Origin of the sequence: Posidoniimonas corsicana (assembly GCF_007859765.1) — a bacterium.
In the GTDB taxonomy this organism is placed as follows: domain Bacteria; phylum Planctomycetota; class Planctomycetia; order Pirellulales; family Lacipirellulaceae; genus Posidoniimonas; species Posidoniimonas corsicana.
This window is the reverse complement of sequence record NZ_SIHJ01000001.1, coordinates 1,569,648-1,594,026: the sequence shown is the minus strand read 5'-3', so window position 1 is coordinate 1,594,026 and position 24,379 is coordinate 1,569,648. Positions and strand designations below refer to the sequence as shown.

23 protein-coding genes are annotated in these 24,379 nt (G+C 68.9%); 5 read left to right on the top strand and 18 right to left on the bottom strand.

Features of this window, described 5'->3' with window-relative positions; all coding sequences use genetic code 11:
• Window positions 1-34: 34 nt before the first annotated feature.
• A complete protein-coding gene (gene dnaG / locus KOR34_RS06155; RefSeq protein ID WP_146563155.1) occupies window positions 35-2,047 on the bottom strand; it encodes a DNA primase in 2,013 nt (670 codons plus the stop codon).
• Window positions 2,048-2,151: 104 nt separating this feature from the next.
• Window positions 2,152-3,414, bottom strand: coding sequence for a S1C family serine protease (locus tag KOR34_RS06150; RefSeq protein WP_146563153.1), 1,263 nt, complete (start codon window positions 3,412-3,414; stop codon window positions 2,152-2,154).
• A 253-nt stretch (window positions 3,415-3,667) separates the two neighbouring features.
• Between KOR34_RS06150 and KOR34_RS06145 the strand changes: the two genes are divergently transcribed.
• The gene (locus KOR34_RS06145) at window positions 3,668-4,786 is read left to right on the top strand and encodes an ATP dependent DNA ligase (RefSeq protein WP_146563152.1); all 1,119 of its coding nucleotides are present in this window, start codon (window positions 3,668-3,670) and stop codon (window positions 4,784-4,786) included.
• A 61-nt stretch (window positions 4,787-4,847) separates the two neighbouring features.
• Window positions 4,848-5,558 (top strand): leucyl/phenylalanyl-tRNA--protein transferase, encoded by a 711-nt coding sequence (gene aat / locus KOR34_RS06140; protein ID WP_146563150.1) that lies wholly within the window; start codon window positions 4,848-4,850, stop codon window positions 5,556-5,558.
• Here aat and KOR34_RS06135 read toward each other — a convergent pair.
• From KOR34_RS06135 to KOR34_RS06120, 4 genes are all read right to left on the bottom strand, one after another.
• Window positions 5,555-6,469: a CHAD domain-containing protein gene (locus tag KOR34_RS06135; RefSeq protein ID WP_146563148.1), complete on the bottom strand. Its 915-nt coding sequence runs from the start codon at window positions 6,467-6,469 to the stop codon at window positions 5,555-5,557. The two genes, aat and KOR34_RS06135, sit on opposite strands and share 4 nt — an antisense overlap.
• Before the next feature lie 49 nt (window positions 6,470-6,518).
• Window positions 6,519-7,448 (bottom strand): sugar phosphate isomerase/epimerase family protein, encoded by a 930-nt coding sequence (locus tag KOR34_RS06130; protein ID WP_146563146.1) that lies wholly within the window; start codon window positions 7,446-7,448, stop codon window positions 6,519-6,521.
• 37 nt (window positions 7,449-7,485) lie between these two features.
• The gene (locus tag KOR34_RS06125; protein WP_146563144.1) at window positions 7,486-8,646 is read right to left on the bottom strand and encodes a trans-sulfuration enzyme family protein; all 1,161 of its coding nucleotides are present in this window, start codon (window positions 8,644-8,646) and stop codon (window positions 7,486-7,488) included.
• Window positions 8,647-8,748: 102 nt separating this feature from the next.
• Complete coding sequence (locus KOR34_RS06120) at window positions 8,749-9,441, bottom strand: methyltransferase family protein (protein WP_146563142.1); 693 nt, start codon at window positions 9,439-9,441, stop codon at window positions 8,749-8,751.
• Between the two features lie 401 nt (window positions 9,442-9,842).
• Between KOR34_RS06120 and KOR34_RS06115 the strand changes: the two genes are divergently transcribed.
• A complete protein-coding gene (locus tag KOR34_RS06115) occupies window positions 9,843-11,432 on the top strand; it encodes a DUF1570 domain-containing protein (RefSeq protein ID WP_146563140.1) in 1,590 nt (529 codons plus the stop codon).
• Between the two features lie 19 nt (window positions 11,433-11,451).
• Here KOR34_RS06115 and trpS read toward each other — a convergent pair whose 3' ends face one another.
• The 12 genes from trpS to KOR34_RS06055 form a co-directional block, all read right to left on the bottom strand.
• The gene (gene trpS, locus KOR34_RS06110; protein ID WP_146563138.1) at window positions 11,452-12,423 is read right to left on the bottom strand and encodes a tryptophan--tRNA ligase; all 972 of its coding nucleotides are present in this window, start codon (window positions 12,421-12,423) and stop codon (window positions 11,452-11,454) included.
• Window positions 12,424-12,512: 89 nt separating this feature from the next.
• Window positions 12,513-13,448 (bottom strand): dihydroorotate dehydrogenase, encoded by a 936-nt coding sequence (locus KOR34_RS06105; RefSeq protein WP_146563136.1) that lies wholly within the window; start codon window positions 13,446-13,448, stop codon window positions 12,513-12,515.
• A gap of 119 nt (window positions 13,449-13,567) precedes the next feature.
• Entirely contained in the window at window positions 13,568-13,786 is a 219-nt protein-coding gene (locus KOR34_RS06100) for a hypothetical protein (RefSeq protein ID WP_146563134.1), read from the bottom strand.
• A gap of 364 nt (window positions 13,787-14,150) precedes the next feature.
• Window positions 14,151-14,600 (bottom strand): HU family DNA-binding protein, encoded by a 450-nt coding sequence (locus KOR34_RS06095; protein ID WP_146563131.1) that lies wholly within the window; start codon window positions 14,598-14,600, stop codon window positions 14,151-14,153.
• Window positions 14,601-15,031: 431 nt separating this feature from the next.
• On the bottom strand, window positions 15,032-15,463 hold the full coding sequence (locus KOR34_RS06090; protein ID WP_146563129.1) for a YkgJ family cysteine cluster protein: 432 nt from the start codon (window positions 15,461-15,463) through the stop codon (window positions 15,032-15,034).
• A gap of 46 nt (window positions 15,464-15,509) precedes the next feature.
• Window positions 15,510-16,664 (bottom strand): aminotransferase class V-fold PLP-dependent enzyme, encoded by a 1,155-nt coding sequence (locus KOR34_RS06085; protein ID WP_146563128.1) that lies wholly within the window; start codon window positions 16,662-16,664, stop codon window positions 15,510-15,512.
• 23 nt (window positions 16,665-16,687) lie between these two features.
• Window positions 16,688-17,704: a GTP 3',8-cyclase MoaA gene (gene moaA, locus KOR34_RS06080; RefSeq protein ID WP_146563126.1), complete on the bottom strand. Its 1,017-nt coding sequence runs from the start codon at window positions 17,702-17,704 to the stop codon at window positions 16,688-16,690.
• Window positions 17,701-18,135, bottom strand: a complete 435-nt coding sequence (locus KOR34_RS06075) for a molybdenum cofactor biosynthesis protein MoaE (RefSeq protein ID WP_146563124.1) — start codon at window positions 18,133-18,135, stop codon at window positions 17,701-17,703. The genes moaA and KOR34_RS06075 overlap by 4 nt, the downstream gene beginning before the upstream one ends.
• A 9-nt stretch (window positions 18,136-18,144) precedes the next feature.
• Complete coding sequence (locus tag KOR34_RS06070) at window positions 18,145-18,390, bottom strand: MoaD/ThiS family protein (RefSeq protein ID WP_146563121.1); 246 nt, start codon at window positions 18,388-18,390, stop codon at window positions 18,145-18,147.
• Window positions 18,387-21,314 (bottom strand): anaerobic glycerol-3-phosphate dehydrogenase subunit C, encoded by a 2,928-nt coding sequence (locus tag KOR34_RS06065; protein ID WP_146563119.1) that lies wholly within the window; start codon window positions 21,312-21,314, stop codon window positions 18,387-18,389. The genes KOR34_RS06070 and KOR34_RS06065 overlap by 4 nt, the downstream gene beginning before the upstream one ends.
• A gap of 119 nt (window positions 21,315-21,433) precedes the next feature.
• On the bottom strand, window positions 21,434-21,985 hold the full coding sequence (gene folE, locus KOR34_RS06060) for a GTP cyclohydrolase I FolE (RefSeq protein WP_197531467.1): 552 nt from the start codon (window positions 21,983-21,985) through the stop codon (window positions 21,434-21,436).
• A gap of 185 nt (window positions 21,986-22,170) precedes the next feature.
• Window positions 22,171-22,854 (bottom strand): LON peptidase substrate-binding domain-containing protein, encoded by a 684-nt coding sequence (locus KOR34_RS06055; RefSeq protein WP_146563118.1) that lies wholly within the window; start codon window positions 22,852-22,854, stop codon window positions 22,171-22,173.
• Window positions 22,855-23,044: 190 nt separating this feature from the next.
• Between KOR34_RS06055 and nth the strand changes: the two genes are divergently transcribed.
• Together nth and dcd are read left to right on the top strand one after the other, a co-directional pair.
• Complete coding sequence (gene nth / locus KOR34_RS06050; RefSeq protein WP_146563116.1) at window positions 23,045-23,737, top strand: endonuclease III; 693 nt, start codon at window positions 23,045-23,047, stop codon at window positions 23,735-23,737.
• Window positions 23,738-23,790: 53 nt separating this feature from the next.
• Window positions 23,791-24,348: a dCTP deaminase gene (dcd, locus tag KOR34_RS06045; protein WP_146563114.1), complete on the top strand. Its 558-nt coding sequence runs from the start codon at window positions 23,791-23,793 to the stop codon at window positions 24,346-24,348.
• Window positions 24,349-24,379: the final 31 nt, after the last annotated feature.

The following is a 24,379-nucleotide window of genomic DNA, read 5'->3' as shown; positions in this document are numbered from 1 at the left end:
GTAACGGCGCGCCCGCGTGTCCCGGCAAGACCCCCTACCCTTCCGTGGGCAAGGACCCCGTCTGCCGGTTCTTGAGGTTCGCAAAGATGTTGTTGAGGGTCTCCAGTTCCTCGGTTTCGGTGAGCGACCGCTGCGCGATCGCCGCTTTCTGTTGTGAACGCATGGCCTGCTGGGCGAGCCGCGCGTGGCGGGCCAGCAGGTCGGTCAGCCGCTGGGGCAGGTCGCCCTCGCGTTTGGCCTGGGCCTCCTCATCGATGGCTACCAGCGCGCCCTTGAGTCGCTCGTCCGAGAGCGTGCCGAGCATCCAGTGGAAGTCGACCTGGCCCTCGACCTCCAGCGCGTCGCGGCAGGCCAGGAACAACGCCCGGCCGGTGGAAGACTCGAGCGCGTCGACCGCGATCGATTCGGCGATGCGGCGGGCGCACTCGGCATCCAGCAGCATCAGCTCCAGCAGCTCGCCGTCGTGGGTGGTCAGCTTGACAGGCAGGTTGCTGGGCGCCGCCTCGGGGGCGATCGGGTCGGCCGACTCGCCGGGGAAGCCGGGGTCCTCGAGCTCTTCGTACGCGGAGTCGAGCAGCGCCGCGTTCGGGTCGATGTCGGCCGGCGTGGCGGGCCGAGGGGCGGTCGGCTGCGGCGCCGGGCTGCTGGCCAACGGCTTGCGGACCAGCGGCTTGGCGGCGTGCTCCCGACGCAGCACCGCCAGGCGGGCCCGCAGCGGCTCCTGCGGCATCCGCAGGCGGTTGGCCAGGCTGCTGAGCAGCGACTGCTCGCGGAGCATCGACGCACCGCCGGCCAGGCCGTCGGTGGGGACCTTGGCCAGCGTGGCCAAGACGTCTTCTGCAGCGCGCGTCGCGGCGTGCGTGTTGAGGGGAGAAACCAATCCGTTGGTCGCTGTATTGAGTTTGTGTTGCAGGGCGTCCGGGGCCTGCCGGAGCAGCTCGCGGAACGCCTCAACGCCGTACCCATCCTTGGGCCCTTCCTTAGGCGTAGCAATAAAATCACATGGATCGAGGTTTTCAGGCAAGGTCAGAATCCGCAAATCAACCTGATTTGTGACAAACAGTTCAAGGACCTCGCTAGCACGCCGCTGCCCGGCGTCGTCGCCGTCGAGCACCAGCGCGACGCTGTCGGTGAACCGTTGGATCAGCTTCAGGTGCGACTCGACCAGGGCCGTGCCGCAGCACGCCACCGCGTTCGCTAGGCCGTGCTGGTGGGCCATCACGACGTCCGTGTAGCCCTCCATAACGGCGATCTGCCCCTCCCGCTGCACCGACTCGCGGGCCAGGTGCAGCGCGTACAGTTGGTTGCTCTTGGAGTAGAGCGGGGTTTCGGGCGAGTTGACGTACTTGCCGCCCCCCTTGTCCGCTAGCTGCGGCAGGATCCGCCCGCCGAATGCGATCGGACGGGACTGCAGGTCGTGGATCGGGAAGATCACCCGGCCGCGGAAGAAGTCGTAGCAGCCGCCGCCGTCCCGCTCGCGCACCAGACCCACCCGCGCCAGCACCGCCTGCGAGAACCCCTGCGCCGACGCCTGGTTCTTGAGCCAGTCCCAGCTGTCGGGCGCGAAGCCGATGCGGTGCCGTTCGATGCTCTCGCGGCTGATGCCGCGGCCGGCCAGGTAGTCGCGGGCGGGCGCCGCGTCGGGGCTCTCCAGCAGGCAGCGGTGGAACCGCTGCTCCGCGTAGGCCACGGCCTCGTACAGCGTCTTCTTGTCGCCCGGGCCCCCCGGTTTGGCGGGGCGGCCGTGGGCGGGCGCCAGGCTGACCCCGGCTCGGTCGGCCAGCAGTTCGAGCGCCTCGCGGAAGCCGATGCCGTCACGCTTCATGACGAAGCTAAAGATGTCGCCGCCGATGTCGCAGACCCAGCAGCGCCAGCTCTGCCGCTCCTGGTTCACGGTTAGGCTGGGCTTGGTGTCGTCGTGCCAGGGGCAGCGGCAGACGTAGTTGCGGCCCTGCCGGCGGAGCTCGTACGACTCGCCCACCAGGTCGACGATGTCGACCGATTGGCGGACAATCTCCTTGGCGTCGAGGGGGCTGGCGCTACTCATCCGTGGGAGCGGTTAGTCGGGATCGGGGCCGGCGGACATCCGGCCCGCTAACCTACCAAACAATGACAGTAAGCGTGAGGAGCCCGGGCCGCGGATGCCCGGCGTCAGTCGAGCTGGGCCGGGGCCTCTTCGGCGTACGGCTTCAAACCGACCTCGACGTTTAGCCGTTTTTCGACGACCTCGCCGCGTTCCTTGCGTTTTACCAGCACGGTGGCGGTCGAGCCGATCTCGGTGTTGGCGATCGTGCGGCTGAGCACGGTCGGGTCGGTCGCCTCGTGGTCGTTCCAGCGGAGGATCACGTCCCGCCGGCGGATGCCGGCGATGCCGGCCGGCCCGTCGGCCACCACGTCGGCGATCAGCACGCCCTTGCCCTGATCGAGCGCCAGCTCGCGGCGGACCCGCTCTGGCACGGTGCTGGGCTGCACGCCCAGGTAGCCGCGCTCGATGTAGCCCTTGTCGCGGAGTTGCTCGTACTTCTCGCGGGCCAGCGCCGACGGGATGGCGAAGCTGACGCCCTGGTAGGTCGGTCCGAGGATCGCCGTGTTGATCCCCACGACGCGGCCCTCGAGGTCCACCAGCGGCCCGCCGCTGTTGCCCGGGTTCACCGCGACGTCCGTCTGCAGGTACTCCTGGTACACGCTGGCGGTCACGATGCCGCTCGAGCTGCTGCGGTGCTTGGCGCTGACAATGCCGAACGTGATGCTGCGGCTCAGCCCGAACGGGCTGCCCATCGCCCAGACCAGGTCGCCCAAGTCGAGCAGGTCGCTGTCGCCCCAGCTGGCGGCGACCAGGTTGTCGGCGTTGATCTTGAGCACGGCCAGGTCGGTGGCGCGGTCGAAACCGAACACGGCGGCCTCCACGTCGCGGCCGTCATCCAGCTGGACGCGCAGGCCCTTGGCGTCCTCGACCACGTGGAAGTTGGTGAGGATGTAGCCCTCCTCGTCCATGATCACGCCCGAGCCCTGCCCGTCGGTGCCGCGGAAGTGGGGGCGGTAGATGTTGACCACCGACGGTCCAACCTTCTTGGCGACCATCCGCGAGGCGAGCGCAAAATCTTCCAGCCGGGGCCGGAGGTCGCCCAGGATCTCGTCGGCCGCGTCGTGCTCGGCGATGAGGGTGTTGTAGCGGCCCGAGTACTGGAACTGGCCCCACAGGTAGGGGCCGGCGGCCACGGCGCTCAGCACCACAAACACCAGCGTCAGCCGCCAGATGCGGTTGGCGAACGCGTACGGGTCCGGGTCGCGCAGCTGCAGATTGGGCTTGTCGAACATCTGCCGGTCGAGGTCCGCGACTGGCTCGGCGGCGGAGGGCGCCGCGGGGTCCGCAGAGGAAGCCAGGGGGGCCTCCTCGGGTGGCGTGTGAGACATCGGCTGGTGATCTCTTGTTCTGTCGAGTCGGCGCGAGGCCCAGCGAGAATAGAGCAGCCTGCATTATAGCGGTCGGCGTGCGGTGGGTCAGCATTCGGCATGAATGACTTGCGTGCGTCGTGCGCATGGCCTGCACAATCCCTAAATCCCGGACAGGTTTCCGCAAATTGCTACCCGCCGGGCAGCCGTAGCGAGCTAGGTTTTCCAGAACGACCATAACTCCCAAACGACCAGCGACCGGGGACCCCTCGACATGTCGGAAACCCTAGACAGCCTGCCCGGCTTTGACGGCGGCGCCATCGAACTAGAAGAGGCGCCGGTCGGACCGGTCTGCGAGAAGTGCGAAGCCGCTCTGCCCGACGGCAAGCTGTCGGCCTGCCCGTCGTGCGGCTGGTACGCTTCGCTGGGGATCCACGTGGACATTGCTCCGGAATGGGAACAAGCCTGCAACGGCCAGGCGCCAGCCACGCCGGCCAAGTCGCACGCCGAGGTGTGGGCGACGCTCATCCCCGCGTGGGGCTGGAAGCTCATCGGCACCACGCTCGCGGTCATCGCGGCCAGCGTCGCGGTGAGGATCTACACGGCCGATGACCAAACCCTCCGCACCATCTGGGCCGTATGCCAGCTGCTGATCGGCGCCAGCCTGCTCGCGGCGTGCCACCTGCTGGCGTTCTTCATGGCCGCCTCGGCCGACCCCGACATGGGGGTGATGGACCTGGTGGTCAGCCCGCTGAAGGGCTGGTTCAAGATCTTCCGCAAGCTGCCCGAGCGGTTCTGGGTGGTCAACTCGGCCAACGTCACGCTGACCGCCACGGTCTGCTCCGCCCTCGTGATCGGCGGACTGCCGTACGAGGCGATCTGGGACTGGGGCTTCAAGCAGCCCGCCAAGAAGAACCTGCTGGGCGCGATCGCCGACAAGGCGGGCGGAAAGGACAACGGCATGGACATGGAAGAGGCCATGGAGTCGTTCGCCGACAACGCGGCGGTCAACGGCGCCCTGCCCGACCGCGGCGACGGGCTTGGCCAGGCCCAGGGCCCACCCGAGCGGCAGACCATCGACGCGCTGATCGTCGGCTACGAGCTGGCACAGGACGGGTCGATCGACCGGCTGCTGCTGGCCACCGAATTCAACGGCAAGCTGTACTACGCCGGCCGCGTCCGTCCGTCGTTCACGGAGGACGAGGCCCTGGAGTTCCCGGCCAAGCTGGCGGCCGCCTACTCGCCCCGCCCGTTCATCACGGTGCCCGGCTCGGCGACCTGGGTCAAGCCGCGGTTCACCTGCCGCGTGACCTACTCGCGACGCGTCGAGTCAGGCATGCTGCAGGGGATCATCTGGGAAGACCTGCTCGGCGAGGTGAAGACCGCCTGGTAGCGGCGCGGGGCGAACCGCGGCTGGCTTGCGTCCGCTCGGCCGGCGCGGCTACGCTCGTGGGATGAACCCGCAGGCGCCCAGCATCTTCCCCCCGGTACACGAGGCCGGCCCCGAGGGCCTGATCGCGATTGGCGGTCGGCTGGAGCCGGAGTGGCTGCTGGACGCCTACCGCCACGGCATCTTCCCCTGGCCCGACGACGACCACTCGCCGCTGCTGTGGTGGTCGCCCGACCCCCGCGCCGTTATCGAACTCGACGGGCTGTACGTTTCGCGGCGCCTGCGGCGGCGGCTTCGCTCGGGGCGGTTCCGTGTGACCCTCAACCAGGCGTTCGCCGAGGTGATGCACGGCTGCGCCACGGCGCCCGACCGTAAGGGGGGCACGTGGATCACACCGCAGATGCGGGCGGCGTACACCCGGATGCACGAACTGGGACACGCCCACAGCATCGACGTGTGGCTCGAGAACCGCCTGGTGGGCGGGGTGTACGGGGTCGCGATCGGCGCCGCGTTCGCCGCCGAGTCGATGTTCCACCTGGAGACCGACGCCTCGAAGGTCGCGCTCGCGAGCCTGGTGAGCCACCTCGCCGCCCGCGGGTTTGAGCTGCTGGACATCCAACAGTGGACCGAGCACACCGGCAGCATGGGCGCGGTGGAGGTCCCACGGGAAGCGTTTCTGCGAAGGTTGGCCAACGCGATCGACAAGCCGGTCACGATGGGCGAGCGGCTGGAAGGACGCCCGGCGGAAACGCCGCCGGCCACCACTGCCGACTAAGCTTGCTTATCCTCGGCGCCCAGCAACGCCGCCAGCCGGCGGGCCCGGTCGGGGTCCCACCATTCGAGAACGGCCTCCGACTCGCGCCGCAACCGGCGTTTCTCGTTACGCAGCATTTCGTTGAGCGCGTCTCGCTCGCTGCGCGAGGTGTCTTTCAACGCCCGCTTCAGCCACGCGAGCAGTGAGGCGCTGTCGTTCACGTCGCCGAGGTGGTTCTGCAGGTCCCGCAGCTGGGCGTAGGCCTCCTCGCTCTCGTCGCGGGTGATACCCAGCGTGAGCACCTCGAGCGAGTACCGCAGCCGCTTGGCGGCAATGCGGAACCGGTGCAGCTCTTCGATCTCCGCGTCCACGCCGGGCGCGGCGTCCAGGAACCGCGACGCCTCGCGGCGGAGCGTCTTGCCCGCCCAGGGGGCGAACGGCCGCTTGCCAAGCCGTCGCGCCCGATTGTACCCGGCCGGGATCCGGCGGACGAGCTTCTCCGCCTGCCGGGCGACCTTCTTGCCCCCCTTGAGCTTGTCGCAAGCACGCTGCAGGTCGGACTGCACCACCTCGCGTTGGGCGTACAACCTGCCCTGCAGCCCCGGCAACGCCTGCTCCTGTTGCAGCCGCATGAGGAACACGTCGAGGTCACGGGCCGGTCCTGCGGCGCGGCGGGCGATCCGCAACGACCACTTCAGCCGGTCGGCCTGCTTCTCCGGGAGCGTCCGCCGGAAGATCTTCAGCGCCGCCGCGGTGCGCCGCGCAGCGACCCGCAGCTGGTGCACGTGCTCGGGGTCCTGGTCCATCCCCTGCGCCGCCAACGGGAGCCGGGCGACAACCTCGGCCGAGCGCGTCGCGACCGCGATGCGGGCCGCGTCGGCGACCGTCGCGTCAGCAGGCAGGCCGTCCAGCCACTTGTCGAACTTGGCCATGCGGGGGCGGTGGTTAACAGGATGGGGGCACGAAAGCCCCCATTCTAATTCAACCGCGCAGCCCGGTGTTGGGTATCAGCGGCCGCAGCGTGTCCCGGGCAATCCGCAGGCCCTGGGTGCGTCGCGGCAGCGGTCCGCCGAAATCGGCGTCTTCACATTCGACGCAAACCGCGCCCCCGTAGCCGGTTTCGCACAGGGTGGCAACGAGCGCCGCCCAGTCGATGTCCCCCCGGCCGGGGATCTTGGCGGCGCTGCGGTCCATTGGCAGCGCGAGCGAGCCGACGTCGTTCAGCCGGTCGGGATCGACCCGCATGTCCTTGGCGTGCACGTGCAGCACACGGTCCGCGAATTCGCGCAGAGGTGCGATCGGGTCCATCAGCTGCATCGCCATGTGCGAGGGGTCGTAGTTCAGCCCCAGGCTGGCGGACGGGATCGCGTCGAACATCCGCCGCCAGACGGCCGGCGAGTGCGCCAGGTTCACGCCGAACGGCCACGTGTTTCGGTTGAGCACCGGGCAGTTCTCAATGCCGATCCGCACGCCCTGGTCCTCCGCGTGGCGGACGATGTCGGGCCAGACCTGCTCGTAGAGCTTGAGGTTCTCGTCCATCGATAGCCGGTAATCAGCGCCGACGAACGTGTTGATGAGCGTCTGCCGCAGGAGCGGCGCGGCGTCGATCAGCGTGTGCAGGTACGCGATTGCCGCTTCGGCCTGCTCGCGGTCCGCGGAGAGCGGCACCGAGTAGAACCCCAATGCTGAGATGCTGACCCCGTGGCGGTCGCACACGCCGAGGATGTCGTCGGCCATGGCCGGCGTCAGGTTGGTCAGGTCCAGGTGCGTGACGCTGCCGAACTTCTTGTCCGGCCCGTCCGGGGGCCAGCACATCACCTCGACGCAGTCGAAGCCTTCGCGCGCGGCCAAAGCCATCACCTCGTCGAAGCCGAGGTCGTTCAGCACGCCGGATACGAAGCCAAGCTGCATGTTGTCGCGTGTCCGTGGGTCAGCTCAGGGCGGGCCGTTAGCCTGCCAACGCGGCGTCCATCGCCTGCTGCAGGTCGGCCTGCAGGTCGTCGGCGTCTTCCAGACCGACGCTCAGCCGGATCAGGCCGTCGGTGATGCCGTGCTTGGCGCGGTCGGCCGCGTCGTAGCTGGCGTGCGACATGCTGGCCGGCTGCTCGATCAGCGACTCGACGCCGCCCAGGCTCACCGCCAGCTGGAACAGCTTGGTCGCCCCCACCATCCGCTGGGCCGCTTCGTAGCCCCCCTTCAACTCGAGCGAGAGCATGGCGCCGAACCCGCCCTGCATCTGCCGCTTGGCGACCTCGTGTCCGGGGTGCCCCGGCAGGCCCGGGTAGAGCACGCGTTCGACCTGCTCGTGGCCGTCGAGCCACTGGGCGAGCTTCAGCGCGGTGCGGCACTGCTCCAGCACGCGGAGCTCCATGGTCTTGATGCCGCGGGACACCAGGAAGCAGTCCATCGGTCCCAGCACGGCGCCGGTGGAGTTCTGCAGGAAGTAGAGTTCATCACGCAACGCCTTATCCTGCACGGCCAGCAGCCCGCCCAGCACGTCGCCGTGGCCGCCGTAGTACTTGGTGGCCGAGTGCATCACGATGTCCACGCCGAGCTCCAGCGGACGGCAGAGCACCGGCGTGGCGAACGTGTTGTCGCACCCCATCAGCGCGCCGTGCTGGTGCGCCAGCTCGGCCACGGCGGCGTAGTCGCAGATCGTCATCCGCGGGTTGCCGGGCGATTCGACCCACACGAGCTTCGTGTTCGGGCGGAACGCCTTGGCGAAGGCGGCCGGGTCGGTCGCGTCCGCCAGCGTGATCTCAATGCCCGCGCGGTTCATCACTTTGTGGAACAGCCGGTAGGCGCCGCCGTAAATGTCGCTGCCCGCCAGCACGTGGTCGCCCGACTTAAGCAGCCCGGTGACACAGTGGATGGCGGCCATGCCGCTGGCGAACGCCAGGGCGCCCCCTTCGCCGCAGCCCTCGAGCGACGCGACCGTGGTCTCCAGCGCGGTGCGGGTCGGGTTGCCGCTCCGCGAGTAGTCGAACTGGCGCCACTTGCCCGCTTCGTGCTGCACGAAGGTCGACGACAGATAGACCGGCGGCGTCACGGCCCCGGTCTGGGGGTCCTTCTCTTGCCCGTGGTGGATGGCGCGGGTGCGGAACTTCATTCGGCTAGGCGTTGGCAGATGGGGAAGGGTCGGCGCCCTCGTCGAGGGGGCAAACCAACCATTACCGCCGACACTCTGCGGTTCGTCAACCTGCCGGCGCCGCTACCAGAGACCGGGCGCCAGCCGGTAGCGGACCCGCGTTGCGTAGCGGCTGAAGCCGGCCAGCTCTTCGCTCAGCACGCGGTCCTCGAACTGGGCCCGCCGGGCGTAAAGCGCGACGAACGCCAACGCCGGGATGAGCGACCAGTACGACCCCAACGCGAACGCACTGGCCACGGCGCCCACGCTCAACCCCAGGTACGACGGGTGCCGCACCCAGCGGTAGGGGCCCGCGGTGATCACGCGGTGCCTGCGTTCCCGCTGCACCCGCACCACCGGCGAGAAGAACGGGTTGAGCAGCATCGCCCAGGCGGCTAGGCCAAAGCCGGCGATCATCACGGCCAGGCCAACGACTCTCACCCAACTAGGCGTCACGCCCGACCAGTGGAAGTAGCTCGCGTCCGCCACGCCAACCACGAAGTGCGTTGTCAGCAGCAGGCCGCCGCCGACAAAGGTGAGCTTGTCCGTCAGCGACACGCCGGGCCGCATCAGCTCGCGCAGCACGCTGGGGTGGTGGCGCCGCAGCACGCGGTCGAACAACGTGAACCCCATCATCACCGCCAGGTAGGGCGCCAGGTACCTGAGCTCTTCGCGGCGTGACACCGCCGCCACCAGCCAGACCGCCACGGCGCACTGCAGGAGCGACCCCGCCCAGAAGTAGCGGTGGCCTCCAACCTCGGGAGATTCGGTTCGCACGGCGACGCCTCAGCGGGCTGGCGGTGCGCCTCCGTGCCGGGTGGTCAACGCCGCTCCCTTCCGTGGGCGGCGTGTGAGGGACTCAGGGCGAACTTCGGCTGCCCGTGGCGGCCGCCTGAACAGAGTGAACCGCGTTGGGCCACATTCGCGCGGCGACCCTGCCGGTCGGAGTGATAGTGCTAGTTGTAGGACCGCGGCCGGCGCCTGCTGACCGCCGCGCAGGCCGACCCTGCGGCTCGTGCGGCGTTGGTGTCATTGGACTCAGGTCGGACGGCGCGGTTGTCGTGGAATATGGTCGACCCGTTCGTTCGAGTTCCTTAGACTAGACAGCGGGCAGCCGCCTCCCGTTACGGTCCCCGCCCTTGCTCTTCTCGCCCCCACTCCGCCACCGAGGCTCCTGGATGCGTCCCGTCCGCCCCGCTGCGCTGCTGCTCTTGCTGCTTGCGTGTGCCCTGCTCTGCCCCGCCCCCGCCTGCGCGCAACGGAGGTCCGCCGAGGACCTGCGGGAACGGGCCCGCGAGCGTGCCCGCGACTTCGAGGACATGCGTGAGCGGCTGGAGAACCCCAACGCGCCCCGCGGCCCCAGCCGCCGTGGGGGCGACGGCCTCGAAACCGCCGGCGAGGACGACTACGACGACGAGGGCCCGGGCGTCTCGCCGGCGCAGGGGGTCGTCGAACGCAAGCTGTCCGGCCTGGCGAAGGTCAAGTCCACGCCCGCCAAGGCCCGCACCACCTACGTCCGTGACGCCGACGGGCAGACGGTCGTGGCCCAGGTGTCGTGCGAGCTGGGCGACAAGCGGATGATCGTGCTGCCCGACGGCCGCGCGGACTTTGTCTCGCGGTCGGCCACCCGCCCGTGCGACCAGCCGTTCCGCTCCGCCACGCTGCAGCAGCTCGAAGACAGGCTGCGGGACGAGGGCTTCAACGACTACACCTTCGTGCACGACGGCTACTACCTGTACGCCTACAAGTGCTCCGAGGGCTTCTACCACCACACGCGGTCGATCCTGTCGTCCATGCTGTCCGGCGTGGTGACCCAGCTCCGCGACTGGGGCCTTGAGGTCGAGCGCCCGAAGACGCCGCTGGTGGTGGTGATCTTCCCCGACCGCAAGTCGTTCGACGCCCACGACCGCATGCCGGCGGAGGTCGCGGCGTACTACAGCGCGCTGAGCAACTGGGTCTACCTGTACGAGGACACCCGCCTGTGGGACGCGGCGCCGGAGTTCGCCATGAAGCAGTTTGCGTACACCGTCGCGCACGAGGGCATCCACCAGGTACTGCACAACACGGGCATCCAGCAGCGGCTCTCCCGCTGGCCGGCCTGGGTCAGCGAGGGCCTGCCGGAGTACTTCAGCCCGCTGAACGTCAGCAGCAAGGTGGTGCGGCAGGGTAAGAGCGAGATGCCCGAGCGGGTGCTCCGCTGGCAGGGCCCCGGCCGGGTGAACGACATCCGCATGCACGAGCTTATCGGCGGCGACTCCGGCGGCAGCGGCCGGCTGGTCAAAGAGGCGGTCAGCTACCAGAACCTCACCTCCTACGGCTATGCCATCAGCTGGGGCCTCGTCCACTACCTCGCCAGCCGCGAGACCGACGCCTTCGCCGCGTACCTCCGCGACCTGGCCGAGACGCCGCCGCTGCAGGGCGACCACAACCAGCGGTCCGGGCCGGACCCGCTGTTCGTCAAGCACTTTGGCGAGGACTTCGAGTCGGTGGAGAACCGCGTCAAGCGGCACCTCACCGGCTCCAAGATCCAGAAGCAGTACAAGGACCCGATCGAGAACCAGACCTACTACGTGATCAAGCGGATCTACAAGAAGCAGCGGACCTTCTACACCACCGTGGTGCTGACCCGCTCGCCCGACGCGGCCCGCAACTGGCGCGACAAGGAGATGAAGCGGATGGAGGAGATCGGCGAGGAGGCCGCCTTCTACACCATCATCTGCGACAACGCCGACGAGGCGCGGTACCAGATCCGCAAGCTGTCGCAGTAGTCAAGCTGCAGTCCGAAGGCTACGAGCGGTACAGACCGGCCGCGTCCTGCGCCCGCTTCAGCACGCCGGCGGCCTTCGCCCGGGCCTTCTTGGCGCCGGCGGCCAGCACATCGCGCACGTCGTTGGGGCGGGCGGCCAGCTCGGCCCGCTTCTCGCGGACCTCGGCCCAGTAGTTCTCGGCCGCCTCGGCGAGGGCCTTCTTGATGTCGCCGTAGCCGAAGCCGCCGCGGCGGTACAGCGCGGCGATCTCGTCGACCTGCTCCTGCGGGGCGACCAGCTTCAGGAGGTCGTACAGCACGTCGCCGTCGGGCTCCTTGGCCTCGTCCATCGGGCGGCTGTCGGTCTGGATCCGCATGATCTGCTTGCGCTGCTTCTTGGCCTCGTCGAACACGGCGAGCGTGTTGCCGTAGCTCTTGGACATCTTCTCGCCGTCGATGCCGGGCACGCGGGCCGACTGGTCGAGCACCTTACCCTTGGGCATGGTGAAGGTCTCGCCGAAGTGATGGTTGAAGCTGCCGGCGATGTCGCGGCAGACCTCGATGTGCTGCAGCTGGTCCTCGCCCACCGGCACGACGTCGGCGTCGTAGGCCAGGATGTCGGCCGCCTGCAGCACCGGGTAGGTGAACAGGCCGGCGTCGGCCTTCAACCCCTTGGCGAGCTTATCCTTGTAGCTGACGCAGCGTTCCAACAGGCCCATCGGGGTGCCGGTCATCAGCAGCCAGCAGAGCTCGCTCACCTCCGGCACGTCCGACTGTACGAACAGCACCGCCTTGTCCGGGTTGAGCCCCAGCGCCAACAGGTCGAGCGCGCCATCCAGCGTGTACTGCTGCAGCAGCTCCTTTTCACGCACGGTGGTCAGCGCGTGCAGGTTGGCGATGAAGTAGTACGACTCGTCCGCCACGTCCTGCAGCTCGATGTACTGCCGGATGGCGCCGAAGTAGTTGCCCCAGTGGAACGGGCCGGTGGGTTGGATGCCTGAGAGGACGCGCATGGGGTGGTGTGTAGTGGCTGGTGGGTGGTGCAGCGGATTTGGGTGAAGCGAGCTTCCAGGCGCCTCCCCTTCGGGGAGGCGGAGGTGAATCACTTGTTTGTGCTAAGGGTTCCGACCGCGTCGCTTACCGTGCTGACTCCAAGCTCTGCCAGCGCGTCCGGCAGGGCGTCCAGCACTTCCATACTGGCCGTCGGTCGGTAGAAGTTAACGGTGCCAAGCTGCACCGCCGTGGCGCCGGCCACGAGGAACTCCATGACGTCGTCGATGTTCTGGATGCCGCCGATGCCGATGATGGGGGTCTGGGCCGCCTGCGCGGCCTGGTAGACGCACCGCAGGGCGATCGGCTTGATGGCCGGGCCCGACAGGCCGCCGACGCCGTTGCCCAGGATCGGCTTCTGCTTCCGCCAGTCGACCACCATGCCGAGCACGGTGTTGATCAGCGACAGCGCGTCGGCACCGCCCGCCTCGGCGGCCTTGGCCATCACGGCGATGCTGGTCACGTTGGGTGTCAGCTTGGCGATGATCGGCAGGCCGCACGCCGCGCGGCAGTCGGCCACCAGCCGCTCGCACATCTGCGGGTCGACGCCAAAGTCGACGCCGTGAGACACGTTCGGGCAGGAGATATTCAGCTCGATCGCCGCGGGGCCTTCGACCTCCGACAACCGGCGGCACATCGACACGAACTCGTCGTGCGTGCGGCCCGCCACGCTGACGATCACCGGCGAACCGACCGTCCGCAGATACGGCATATGATGCTGGATGAACGCCTCGATGCCGTCGTTGTCCAGGCCGATGGCGTTCAGCATGCCGGCGGAGGTCTCGACCGTGCGCCACGGCGCGTTCCCCTGACGGGGCTCGTGCGTGATGGTCTTCGGTACGATGCCGCCCAGGCGGCCGAGGTCGACCAGACGCTCCATCTCACGGGCGTACCCGAACGTGCCGGAAGCAACCAGCACCGGGTTGGGCAGCCGCAGGCGGCCAAGCGAGACCTCCAGCGAGGCCGCGGTAGCGGTATCAGCAAGCATGCGCGCAGACAGGGGTGGCGGGCGGCGATGGGTACAGCCAGCCATGCTATCGGGCCGGGCGTGCGCGAACAATCCGCGCAGCGGCCCCGGCCAGCCGTCTAGGTTTCAGCCAGCCGGCCTTAGATGACCAGGCCGTTGGTGCGGTACGGCTTCATGTGGCTGGGCTGGTCCAGGAACCAGATGCGTTCCCACTCGTCCAGGAACGTACGCAGGTCCTCGGATGTGTAGATCAGCTCCTGCGCACGGCGCGCCGGGTCTGCCGAGTAGATCGGCAGCAGGCAGCCGGTGCTGCTAGCCAGGCCACAGGCCGCAACGACGATTAGAATCCACTTACGCATTGCTGCTGCGCTCCTCCGTGAGTGCCCGCCGACCGGGGTAGCCGATCAGCGGCGCGAAGTTAGCCGGTCCCACCGACTTCTGCTAACGCCCGGGGTCCGGGCGTACTCTCGAAACACTTTCGCCTCAACGGGTTAGCCCCGCCGGGGCGTGCAAAGTCAACACTAGCCGCTTCGGGCCGCCGCTCCGCGACGCGTCGAGCGTCCCGGGGGCGCTGCCCTGGTTGAATTGGTTGACGCCGGACCACGCGGCCGCGGGACGGTAGCGTCCGCTGCGGGTGGTGTCCAGCGCAGTTGGCCCGGTCAGGCGGCCTGAGCAAGCGACAGAAGAGAGCGGGCGAAGGCCCGGGTGGCTGCTGGCGGCGACTCAGCTGCCCGCGTCGTAGCGGGGCGGCTGATCGTAACCGCTTGCGGCGTCAGGGGTTGGCGACGCCGGCGTGTGTGAGTGAGAACCGTTGGCTGCGGGCGGTGCATTCATCGCGGCCTCGCGGGCGGCGGCCTCCGCCTCGCGGCGGGCCTGCTCTTCGGCCGCCCGTCGCTCGAGTTCGCGGACCCGTTCCTCCATCTCTTTGCCGGGCTTGAAGGTCACCACAAACTTCTCGGGCACCGAGACTTTCTCGCCCGTGCGTGGGTTGCGCGCCTTGCGAGCGGCACGCTTCTTGACCTCAAACACGCCAAAGTTGCGGAGCTCGATCCGGTGATCTTCGACCAGCGTCTCGACGATGGCGTCGAACGTCTTTTGGACGATCTCCTTCGTCTTGAGCTGCGTCAGTCCGATCTCCTCGGAGATGGTTTTGACGATCTCTTTCTTAGTCATAGCCGACTCCTGGAGAAAGGCGGCGAAAAGCCGAATCAGCCCCCTCGAAACAGGACTCCCTTAATGACCCAAGTGTAAGTCTGGCAAGCACTAGTGTCAACATCGGGCATCGCCAGCGAGCGTCGGAGCGGCCTGGAATCGACCTCTCTCACGCGGCGTGGCGCGCCTTCGTTGATTTTCGTAAACCCAAATTTCCAAAGACCTTACATCGCTTGTTGGCGACGCGACCACCGATGAACAGCGGCTGAGCTGCGGAAACCGTTCATGGCAAAAGACTTACGCCACTTCTGGACCGACCGCACAGCCGACGACGGTGAGTCGTTGTAATGGGTATCGGCCGCCTGACCGGCAAGCTTTACCTAAACGGCACATTCCCAAGAAACGGCGCCACGCAGCGCCAGCAGCGGACTACAAGCAACGTCCGGGCGGACTCAGACGTGGAACGTCTTGCGGGCGGTCTCGATAGCGTCCAGCTGGTACAGCTTCCCACGGCCCGCCCCCGGGCATTCCTCGCAGGTCGCCTGCCAGGCCTCGGGGGACTTGAGGTTGGAGTCCCAGAAGGGCCAGGTCCGGCATTGGCGGGGCCGGGCGGCGTACACGCGGCACCCGCGGGACTCGGGATCGAAGAACACGCAGTCGCCGTCGGCGTACTCCACGAGGCTCTTGCGGATGCCGATTTTGCGGACGTACTTCCGCTCGAAGTCGGCGACGCTCAGCTCAACCTCCGCCGCCAGCGCGGCGATCTCCGCCTTGTTGACCCACACGTAGCCGGGCGCGCCGGTGCAGCAGTCGCCGCAGCCCGTGCACTTGAAGCGGAGGCCGTCCTGGTACCAGGGGGTTTTGTCGCCTGCGGCGGTGGACATGCGGTGGATGTGGTTTGGTCTGGCCGGTGCGGTCGATGCGCGGGCGTCAGCTGCTAGCGACCGCGGCGATGGCCGCAACCGTGAGGGCGATCTGATCGTCCGTGGTTGCGAAGCCGGGGCTGAGCCGCAGGGCGCCGCCGTCGGACGTGCCCAGCCGGCGGTGCATCTGCGGCGCACAGTGCAGCCCGGCGCGGCACTCGATCCCGGCGGTCATCTCGAGGATCGACGCTAGCTCGTGCGGATCATAACCATCGACGAGCAGGCTCACAACGCCCACTCGCGGGGCGTCGGCCGGGGGCCCGAGCACTCTCACCGCGGAGGTTGCGGCAACGCCCGCCAGCAGGCTGGCCGATAGCCGCTGCTCGTGCTGGGCGACCTCAGCCACGCCGGCGTCCAGCAGGTGCTCGACCCCGGCGGCCAGGCCCGCCAACGCGACCGCGTTGGCGTTGCCGCATTCCAGCAGGGTGGGCATCTCTGCCGGCTGCGTGGCGAGTTCGCTCTGCCCGCCGGTGCCGCCCTGGCGGAGCGGCGAGAGCTGCCGCTCGAGCCCCGGGCGTACGTACAAGAACCCCGTGCCGGTCGGGCCGAGCAGCCCCTTGTGGCCCGACGCCGCCAGCAGGTCGGCGCCCAGTTCGCGCACGTCGACCGGCGTGTGGCCCGCGGTCTGGGCCGCGTCGACCAAGAGCAGCGCCTCGCGGTCCCGCAGCGCGGCGCCCACCTCGGCGACCGGCTGCACGGCGCCGGTCACGTTCGAGGCGTGCGTCATCACTACCAGCCGCGTGTCGTCCCGGACCGCGGCCAGCAGTCGTTCGGCAGCGACGCGTCCGTGGTCGTCGCTGTCGACGACGGTCAGCTCGCACCCGAGCCGCCGCTGGGCGTGGTGCAGCGGCCGCAGCACCGAGTTGTGCTCGCACACGGTGGTGACCACGTGGTCGCTGCGGCCCAGCAGGCCGTGGATCGCGGCGTTGAGGGCGTCGGTGCCGTTGTACATCAGGGCGACGCGGCTAACGTCCTCGGCGTTGATCAGCGTGGCGACCAACCGCCGCGCACGCTCCACAACCGCCTGCGCGTCGAGCGCCGACGCGTGCCCTCCCCTGCCGGCCGAGCCACCCTGCTCTTCCAGAAAGCGGCGCATGGCGTCCACGACGCCGGGCGGCTTCGGCCAACTGGTCGCGGCGTTGTCCAGGTAGATGCGGTCCATCGTTGGCGCCTGGCGACGGCGGTTCAGCCGCCGATCTGGTACATGGCCCGCTCGGGGCGGTGGAAACCGGGCAGGTCGATGCCGTGGCCGGCCCGCTTCGCGGCGACCGCGTCGCGGACCTGTTGGGCGAGCTGCGTGTCGGTCCCGCCGGACCGCATCACGGCGCGGGCGTCCCATTCCTCCGTGCTGAACAGGCAGTTGCGGATCTGCCCCTCCGCCGTCAGCCTTAGCCGGTTGCAGTCGCCGCAGAAGGGCTGCGTGACCGGGTTGATGAACCCCACCACGCCGCCGCCGTCGACAAACCGGTAGTCGCGGGCGGGCTGGCTCGGGTCCTCGCGGTGCGTGGGCTCGAGCGCCCCGAACGCCTGCTCGAGCCGGCTGAGGATCTCGTCGCCGGAGAGGACCTGGTCGCGCCGCCAGTTGGCGTCGGCGTCCAGCGGCATGTACTCGATGAACCGCAGTTCCAGGCCACGCTCGCGGGCGAAGCGGCCCAGCGGCACGACCTCTTCCTCCGTCACGCCCCGCATCGCGATGGCGTTCAGGCGGATCGGTTCGAACCCGGCGTGCTGCGCCGCTTCGATCCCGGCCAGCACCTCCGGCAGCACGTCGCGGCGGGTGAGGCGGACGAATGTCTCCTGGCGGACGCTGTCGAGGCTGACGTTCAGCCGCGTGAGCCCGGCGTCCTGCAGCGCGGCCGCGTGCCGCTCCAGCAGCACGCCGTTGGTGGTCAGTGCGACCTCGTCGATGCCGTGGATGCCGGCCAGCCGCCGCACGAGCGCCGGCAGGTCGCAGCGGACCAGTGGCTCCCCGCCCGTCAACCGAACCTTGCGGACGCCGAGCCACGCGGCGACGCGGGTAAACCGCTCGATCTCCTCAAACGTGAGGACCTCCTGGCGGGGCAGGAACCGGAGCTGCTCGTCCGGCATGCAGTACACGCAGCGGATGTTGCAGCGGTCCGTGACGCTCAGCCGCAGGCTGGTGTGGCGCCTGCCGAAAGAGTCGACGAGCGGCGCCCGGTCGGGGTGGTCGGCTTCGCTCACTGGTTGGGCGCCTCGTTGGATTCGGTCGGGTGCACCCAGTCAGTCGTGCCGTCGGCCCAGCGTTCCTGCTTCCAGATGGGCGCCGAGAGCTTGAGCTCGTCGATCAGCCAGCGGGCCGCCTCAAACGCGTCGGGCCGGTGGGGCGAGCTCACTACGACCGCCACGCTCGCTTCGCTCAGCGGAACGACGCCGACGCGGTGGGCCAGGCAGCATTCCTCGAGCGGCCACCGGTCACGCGCCTCGCGTTCGAGCCGGGCCAGTTCGCGGCGGGCCATCTCCGGGTACGCCTCGTAGGTCAGCTCGGCGGTCTGGCGGTCGCCGGTGAACTCGCGGGTGATGCCCAAGAACACCACCACCGCGCCGGCGGCGGGGCGCTGCGCCTGGGCGATCAGCGGCGCGAGGTCGATCGGCTGGTCGGTGAGCTGGATCATGGCAGGTCTTCAGCCGCCGCTGACAGGCGGAATCAGTGCAATCTCGGCGGCCAGGTCGACCGGCTCGCTAAGGTCGACGTAGGCGGCGTCGGCGGCGAACCGGGCGGTTGTCGCCAGGCGCTCGAGCGGCGGGAACGCATGCCGCAGCGCTTCCGCCAGTCCGGCGTATGTGGCGCCGTCAGGCAGCTGTACATCCACCTGGTCGGCGCCGGCCGCCTCGCGGGCGCCGGCGAACAGCAGCACGGTGACTCTCACTGCGGCTCCCCCGTCATTCTCGCCCCGCTCAGCCCTGCATCAAGCCCGGGCGCCAGCCCGTAGCTGGCCGCCAGCACCTTGATGGGGTGAAGCGTCGGCTTCGGGCTGGCCTGCCGCATCTGGATGGCGCAGGTGCTGCACTCGGAGACCGACAAGTCGTAGTCGCCGGTGCGGAGCTCGGTCAGCAGCGGCAGCCCGGCCCGCAGGCTGCGGCGGTAGTTCTCCTTCCGCAGCCCAAACATGCCGGCCATGCCGCTGCAGCCCTTCTCTAGCTGCTTGACGCGGAGCTGCGGCACCAGGTTCAGTAGATTCCCGGCCGGCGAGCCGACGCCCAGCGCCCTCACGTGGCACGGGACGTGGTAGGCCACGCGGCGGTCGACGGGCTGCAGGTCGAGCTTCAGCCCGCCGCGCTGGTGGAGCTTCCAGAGGTAGTCGCACGATTCCTGCGTGCTCTCCGCAACCAGCTGGGCGTCCTCGTCGTCGGCCAGCAGCTGCAGGTACTCGTGTGTCAGCGCGAGCACCGCGGAGGGCTCGGTCGCCACGATGGCGTAGCCCTGGCGGGCGAGCTCCGACAGGACCTCCACATTCCGCCGCGCGACCCGGCGGGCGGCGTCCACCGCGCCCTGGCTGAACATCGCCATGCCGGACTGCTCCTGGTCGCCCGGCACGATCACGCCGACGCCGTTGTGCCTGAGCACCGCGACAAAGCACTCGGCGAGCTGGGGGTCGTAGTAGTTTGCGAAGGTGTCGACAAAGTACGCCACCTTCTCCACCGGCCCCGGCACCGGCTTCTGCGACCGCCGCCCCGCGCCGCGAAGGAACGGGCGTGTCGAGAACCGGGGCAGCCGGCGCCCGGGCGCAACGCCTAGCGTGCGGCCCAGCACCCAGCGGGCGCGGGGGCTCTCGAGGATGAAGTTGGCGACCGACGGGAACCGCGAACCGATCTGGCTGATCAGGTCCATGCGGGTGAAGCTCCAGTCCCGCGGACCAAGCCCATTCTGCTTCAGGTGGGCCGCCTTGGCCTCGACCATCAGCCTGGGGATGTCCACGTTCGCCGGACACTCCAGGCGGCACTGGTGGCAGTGCACGCACAGGTCGGCCACCTCACGGGCGGAGTCGAGCGTGAGTGAGTCGGCGGGCAGCTGGCCGGTCAGCACGCCGCGGACCAGGTTCGCCTTAGCGCGGGGCGAGGACTCCTCGCGTGGTGCGAAGCGGAAGATCGGGCACATCCGCACCCCCGGCGCTTGGGTGCGGCAGCTCGCGCAGCCGTTGCACGCCCAGGCCGCGGCGTTCACCTCCTCGTGCGTCCAGTTCAGGCTGAGTTCGACGATGGGCGGCCCGTCCGGGTCGGTCTTGGCGAGGGCCGATGGGCGGAGGTGCTGGGTCATCCGCTCGCCGGGCGTCGGCGTGATCTTGCCCGGGTTGAGGATGCCCTTGGGGTCAAACGCGCGTTTGAGCTCGCGGAACACGTTGATCAGCGGCCCGTGCTGCCGGCGGAGGAAGGGCGTGCGGCTGAGCCCGTCGCCGTGCTCGCCGGCGACCGTGCCCCCCAGCAGCCAGACCTTCTCGTACAGCTCGCTGGCGAGCAGCTCGACCCGGCGGACATCCTCCTTCGAGCGGAGGTCGAGCAGCGGGCGGATGTGCAGCTGCCCGTGCGCCGCGTGGGCGAACAGCGACGCGGTGACCTGCTGCCGCTTGAGCACGTCCTGCAGGTGCCGCACGAAGACCGGCATCGCCTCGGTCGGCACGGCGATGTCCTCCACGCAGGGCGCCGCGCGGCGGCGGCCCTTCAACCCGTGCAGCGTCTGAGTGAACCGCCGCGAGAGTTGGCCCAGCAGCAGCTCGTCCTCCTCCTCCTGGGCCGCGTAGTAGCCGGCGGCGAGGCCGAGCTCGTTCTGCGTCAGCGCGATCACCCGCTCCACCTGCGTCTGCGTCTCTTCAGGCGAGTCGCCGAAGAATTCCAGCAGCAGCACCGCCTCGGCGGCCGCGGGGATGATCAGGTCGTAGCGGACGTCGGACTCGCGGGCGATGGTCAGGTGCCGCCGGTCCATCAGGTCGCATGCGCTGGGACGCAGCGGCGTTATCTCCCTGACGCACCGCACGGCCTTGTCCAGGCTGTCGAACATCAGCATCACCCGCCCTACCGAGTTGGGCAGCGGCAGCGTGTGCAGCTCGGCCTCGGCGATCAGCGCCAGCGTCCCCTCGCTGCCCACCAGCAGCCGCATCAGGTCGACCGGCTCGGCGAGAGCGTACTGCATCGCGTAGCCGCTGGCGTTGACCAGCGACTGCGGCTGGTGCGTCTCGATGACGGTGCGGTGCAGCTGGCCCAGCTCCTGGACCGACAGCTCCAGCTCCGCCAGCCGGGGCGGCCGCGGTTCAGCGGCCGCGGGCCCACCCAGCTCCAGCACCTCGCCGTCGGCCAGCACGATCTTCATCTCGCGCACGTGGTCGCGGGCCGAGCCGCACCAGGGCCAGTGGCTGCCGCTGGCGTCGACCGACAGCACGCCGCCCATCGTGGTGACCTCGGTGGTCGCGGGGTCGGGGCCGAACACCCGGCCGTGGGCGGCCAGCGTGCGGTTGAGCTCGGCGTGCACCACGCCGGCCTGGACGCGGACGGTGTCGTCGTTGATCGCGACGATCCGCCGCATGAACCGCGAGAAGTCCACCACCAACCCCTCGCCCACCACGCCGCCCGCCAGTCCCGAGCCGGCGCCGCGGGCGTGGACGGGGATGCCGTGCTCGGTGGCGTACCGCAGCGTGGTCGAGACGTCCTGCGTATTGCGGGGCCGGACCACCCCCAGCGGCGTGCGCTGGTAGATGCTGGCGTCGCCCGCGTAGAGGGTGAGCGTCAGCGGGTCGCACAGGATTTCGCCAGCCAGCTGACCGCGCAGGTCCTGCTCGATGCGTTGGCGGTCAAAATCCATAGGCGACTATCGCGGTTAGGTCGGCTGTGCCGGCGGGGCGAACGTCAAACGCCCCCACCCTGTTCATCGGCGCCCACCCGATCTACCGCCAGACTCGCCGGGGGCACGCTCCCAACCGGCTACTTGCCGTAGATGAGGGTCATGATCTCCGCCCTGCTCGACACGCTCGACCGGAACACCCCCTTCATGGCCGACGTGACCGCCATGCTGCCGGGCTTCTTCACGCCGCGGATGGTCATGCAGGAGTGGCTCGCCTCGATCACGACCGCCACGCCCTTCACGTTGAGCTGGTCGACCAGCATGTCGGCGATCACCTCGGTCATGCGTTCCTGCACCTGCGGGCGGCGGGCGACGCTGTCCACCACGCGGGCCAGCTTGCTGAGCCCCACCACGCGTCCGTTGGGCAGGTAGCCGATGTGGGCCTTGCCGGTGAACGGCAGCAGGTGGTGCTCGCACATGCTGGTGAAGCCGATGTCCTTGACCAGCACCATCTCGTCGTACTTCTCGGTGAAGAACTTCTCGAGGTGCACCCGCGGGTCCTCCCGCAGGCCGGAGAACATCTCGGCGTACATCCGCGCGACGCGGCCCGGGGTCTCCAGCAGCCCCTCGCGGTCGGGGTCCTCGCCGACGGCGGCCAGCAGCTCGCGGACGGCGTTCTGCAGCCGCGGCATGTCGACGCCCTGGCTGTCGGCCGGGGCGTCCTCGGCGCCGCAGCACGCCGGTTCGGGTAACTCTTGCAGGTGGTCTTTCATGGCGCCGTTGTCGGTTCGGGAGGGCACAGTCAGCTCGTGGGAGAAGTCGGTTCGAAAGCACTCAAGCGGTCCGGCCGCGTTCCAACGCCGCCGGTTGGGGTCGATTAGTTGCTGCTGAAACGGGGCGGGAACGCGTCGCCGGGCTCGGGCGCGTCGATCGCCGCCACCAGCAGCCGGCACCGCGTCACGGCGTCGCCTTCGCCCAGCAGCCGCAGCTTCAGCTCTGGCGAGATCGGCAGGCTGTGCGCCGCTAGGTCCGCCACGGCGCCCAGCGCGGCTGTCGCCGACAGGGCGTGCGTCAGCTCTTCGGCGGCGCCGCTGGACGCCAGCCGGTCACGCAGCAGGCCGACCAGCTGCTCCCGCAGCGTCTCCGGGTGCGGGTCCTGGTTCGGCTCCCGCTCCTCAATCAATTCTATCCGCGACCGGCGGTATGCCAGGGGCGGCTCCAGCTCCTCGGCCAGTCGGACCCGCCGCAGGCCAAGCAGCAGCAGGTTGTAGCGTCCCTCGGACGTCTTGTGGTGCGAGATCACCTTGCCCAGGCAGCCAACCTCCGACAGCGGCGGCCGGCCCGCGTAGTCATGCTCCCAGCCGGGCTCCAGCACGGCCATCGTGATCAGCTTGTCGCTGGCGAGGGCCTCGGCGGTGAGCGCCACGTAGCGTTCCTCGAACACGTGCAGCGGCGTCACGACATGCGGGAACGCGGCGACCTGCGGCAGCGGGAACAGCCGACCCACCCCCGAGAAAGTCTCTGGGTCGAACGGCGGGTCGGCGGGCATCCAGGCGCTCATCGTCGCGGTCGGCTGAGGGTTGGACAGAAAGGAAATCCGAAGCTTGAGTCAACACTCAAAACTAATTGTGCGAAGCACTTAGATCAAGCCGCCGTCGCCCCGCTACGGGCCTGTCCCGGGCGTTGACACCGGTCGCCGGCCCCCCAAAATGAGGCCTTTCCCCGGCCGCCCCCATCCCGAAGCCCGCCGCATGGCCAAGAAGAAGACCGCCGCCAAGCCAGCCGCGTCCAAGACGCCGGAGCTCCCTGCCGAGGAACGGAAATCTCAGGCCAAACGGGTCGTGCGGCGGCTCAAGGCGGACTACCCAGAAGCGCCCTGCGCCCTGGTCCATGAGACCCCGTTCCAGCTGTTAATCGCGACCATCCTGTCGGCCCAGTGCACCGACGAGCGGGTCAACATGGTCACCGAGAAGCTGTTCGCCACGCACCCCGACGCCCACGCGATCGCCAAGATGTCGATCGCAAAGCTCGAGAAGGCCGTGCAGAGCACCGGCTTCTTCCGCAACAAGGCGAAGAACGTCAAGGCGTGCTCCGCTGAGCTGGTCGAGAAGTTCGACGGCCAGGTGCCCGAGGATCTGGACACTTTGGTTGGTCTGGCGGGGGTTGGCCGCAAGACGGCCAACGTTGTGCTGGGGACCGCCTACGGCATCCCGACCGGCGTGGTCGTCGACACGCACGTCGGGCGGCTGAGCCGCAGACTCGGCCTGACCGTTCAGAAGGACGCGGTCAAAGTCGAGAACGACCTCATGGAGCTGCTGCCCAAGAAAGAGTGGATCGACTTTTCGCACCGCATGATCCATCATGGGCGGGCGGTCTGCAACGCAAGGAAGCCCGACTGCGGAGCGTGCTCGATGAACAAGTTCTGCCCCCAGATCGGCGTGTAGCGCAGCCCAGCGAGTCGCGCGGAACGCGCCCCGCCCACAGCACCCGGCCCCCCATGATCCTCTCAGGCAACGAAATCCGTCGGCGGCTCGACGGCGAGATCCAGATCGAGCCGTACGACGAGGCCAACCTCAACCCCAACAGCTACAACCTCTGCCTGCACAACGAGCTGATTGTGTACGAAGAGGTCGTGCTGGACATGGCCAAAGAGAACCGCGTCCGGCGGATCGAGATCCCGTCCGATGGGCTGGTGATCAGCCCCAACCACCTGTACCTGGGCCGCACGGTCGAGAAGACCACCACGCACAACCTGGTGCCGCAGATCGAGGGCCGCTCGTCGATCGGGCGGCTCGGCATGTTTGTGCACGTGACCGCCGGCTTCGGCGACGCCGGCTTCTCCGGCTACTGGACGCTCGAGATCTCTTGCATCCAGCCGGTGCGGATCTACCCCGGCGTGCCGATCTGCCAGATCTTCTACCACGAGCTGACCGGCGAGGTGAGCGAGTACGCCAGCAAGTACCAGCACAACCGCGACATCCAGCCGAGCAAGCTCTTCCAAGAGTTCGGCCACGCCCACGACCCGCAGCTGCCGCTGCAGTTCGACAACAAGTAGCGCGGCCGGGCCGCCGCTCTTTTTGCCCCTA

What these genes read in the sequence shown, in the direction of transcription:
- KOR34_RS06085 (WP_146563128.1), bottom strand. Translation starts at nt 16,664, where the DNA reads ATGGACCGCATCTACCTGGACAACGCCGCGACCAGTTGGCCGAAGCCG.
- KOR34_RS06065 (WP_146563119.1), bottom strand. Translation starts at nt 21,314, where the DNA reads ATGGATTTTGACCGCCAACGCATCGAGCAGGACCTGCGCGGTCAGCTG.
- KOR34_RS06100 (WP_146563134.1), bottom strand. Translation starts at nt 13,786, where the DNA reads ATGCGTAAGTGGATTCTAATCGTCGTTGCGGCCTGTGGCCTGGCTAGC.
- trpS (WP_146563138.1), bottom strand. Translation starts at nt 12,423, where the DNA reads ATGCGCGTCCTCTCAGGCATCCAACCCACCGGCCCGTTCCACTGGGGC.
- KOR34_RS06090 (WP_146563129.1), bottom strand. Translation starts at nt 15,463, where the DNA reads ATGTCCACCGCCGCAGGCGACAAAACCCCCTGGTACCAGGACGGCCTC.
- dnaG (WP_146563155.1), bottom strand. Translation starts at nt 2,047, where the DNA reads ATGAGTAGCGCCAGCCCCCTCGACGCCAAGGAGATTGTCCGCCAATCG.
- aat (WP_146563150.1), top strand. Translation starts at nt 4,848, where the DNA reads ATGAACCCGCAGGCGCCCAGCATCTTCCCCCCGGTACACGAGGCCGGC.
- KOR34_RS06125 (WP_146563144.1), bottom strand. Translation starts at nt 8,646, where the DNA reads ATGAAGTTCCGCACCCGCGCCATCCACCACGGGCAAGAGAAGGACCCC.
- KOR34_RS06055 (WP_146563118.1), bottom strand. Translation starts at nt 22,854, where the DNA reads ATGAGCGCCTGGATGCCCGCCGACCCGCCGTTCGACCCAGAGACTTTC.
- nth (WP_146563116.1), top strand. Translation starts at nt 23,045, where the DNA reads ATGGCCAAGAAGAAGACCGCCGCCAAGCCAGCCGCGTCCAAGACGCCG.
- KOR34_RS06135 (WP_146563148.1), bottom strand. Translation starts at nt 6,469, where the DNA reads ATGGCCAAGTTCGACAAGTGGCTGGACGGCCTGCCTGCTGACGCGACG.
- folE (WP_197531467.1), bottom strand. Translation starts at nt 21,985, where the DNA reads ATGCCGCGGCTGCAGAACGCCGTCCGCGAGCTGCTGGCCGCCGTCGGC.
- KOR34_RS06105 (WP_146563136.1), bottom strand. Translation starts at nt 13,448, where the DNA reads ATGCTTGCTGATACCGCTACCGCGGCCTCGCTGGAGGTCTCGCTTGGC.
- KOR34_RS06145 (WP_146563152.1), top strand. Translation starts at nt 3,668, where the DNA reads ATGTCGGAAACCCTAGACAGCCTGCCCGGCTTTGACGGCGGCGCCATC.
- KOR34_RS06095 (WP_146563131.1), bottom strand. Translation starts at nt 14,600, where the DNA reads ATGACTAAGAAAGAGATCGTCAAAACCATCTCCGAGGAGATCGGACTG.
- KOR34_RS06150 (WP_146563153.1), bottom strand. Translation starts at nt 3,414, where the DNA reads ATGTCTCACACGCCACCCGAGGAGGCCCCCCTGGCTTCCTCTGCGGAC.
- dcd (WP_146563114.1), top strand. Translation starts at nt 23,791, where the DNA reads ATGATCCTCTCAGGCAACGAAATCCGTCGGCGGCTCGACGGCGAGATC.
- KOR34_RS06075 (WP_146563124.1), bottom strand. Translation starts at nt 18,135, where the DNA reads ATGATCCAGCTCACCGACCAGCCGATCGACCTCGCGCCGCTGATCGCC.
- KOR34_RS06115 (WP_146563140.1), top strand. Translation starts at nt 9,843, where the DNA reads ATGCGTCCCGTCCGCCCCGCTGCGCTGCTGCTCTTGCTGCTTGCGTGT.
- KOR34_RS06130 (WP_146563146.1), bottom strand. Translation starts at nt 7,448, where the DNA reads ATGCAGCTTGGCTTCGTATCCGGCGTGCTGAACGACCTCGGCTTCGAC.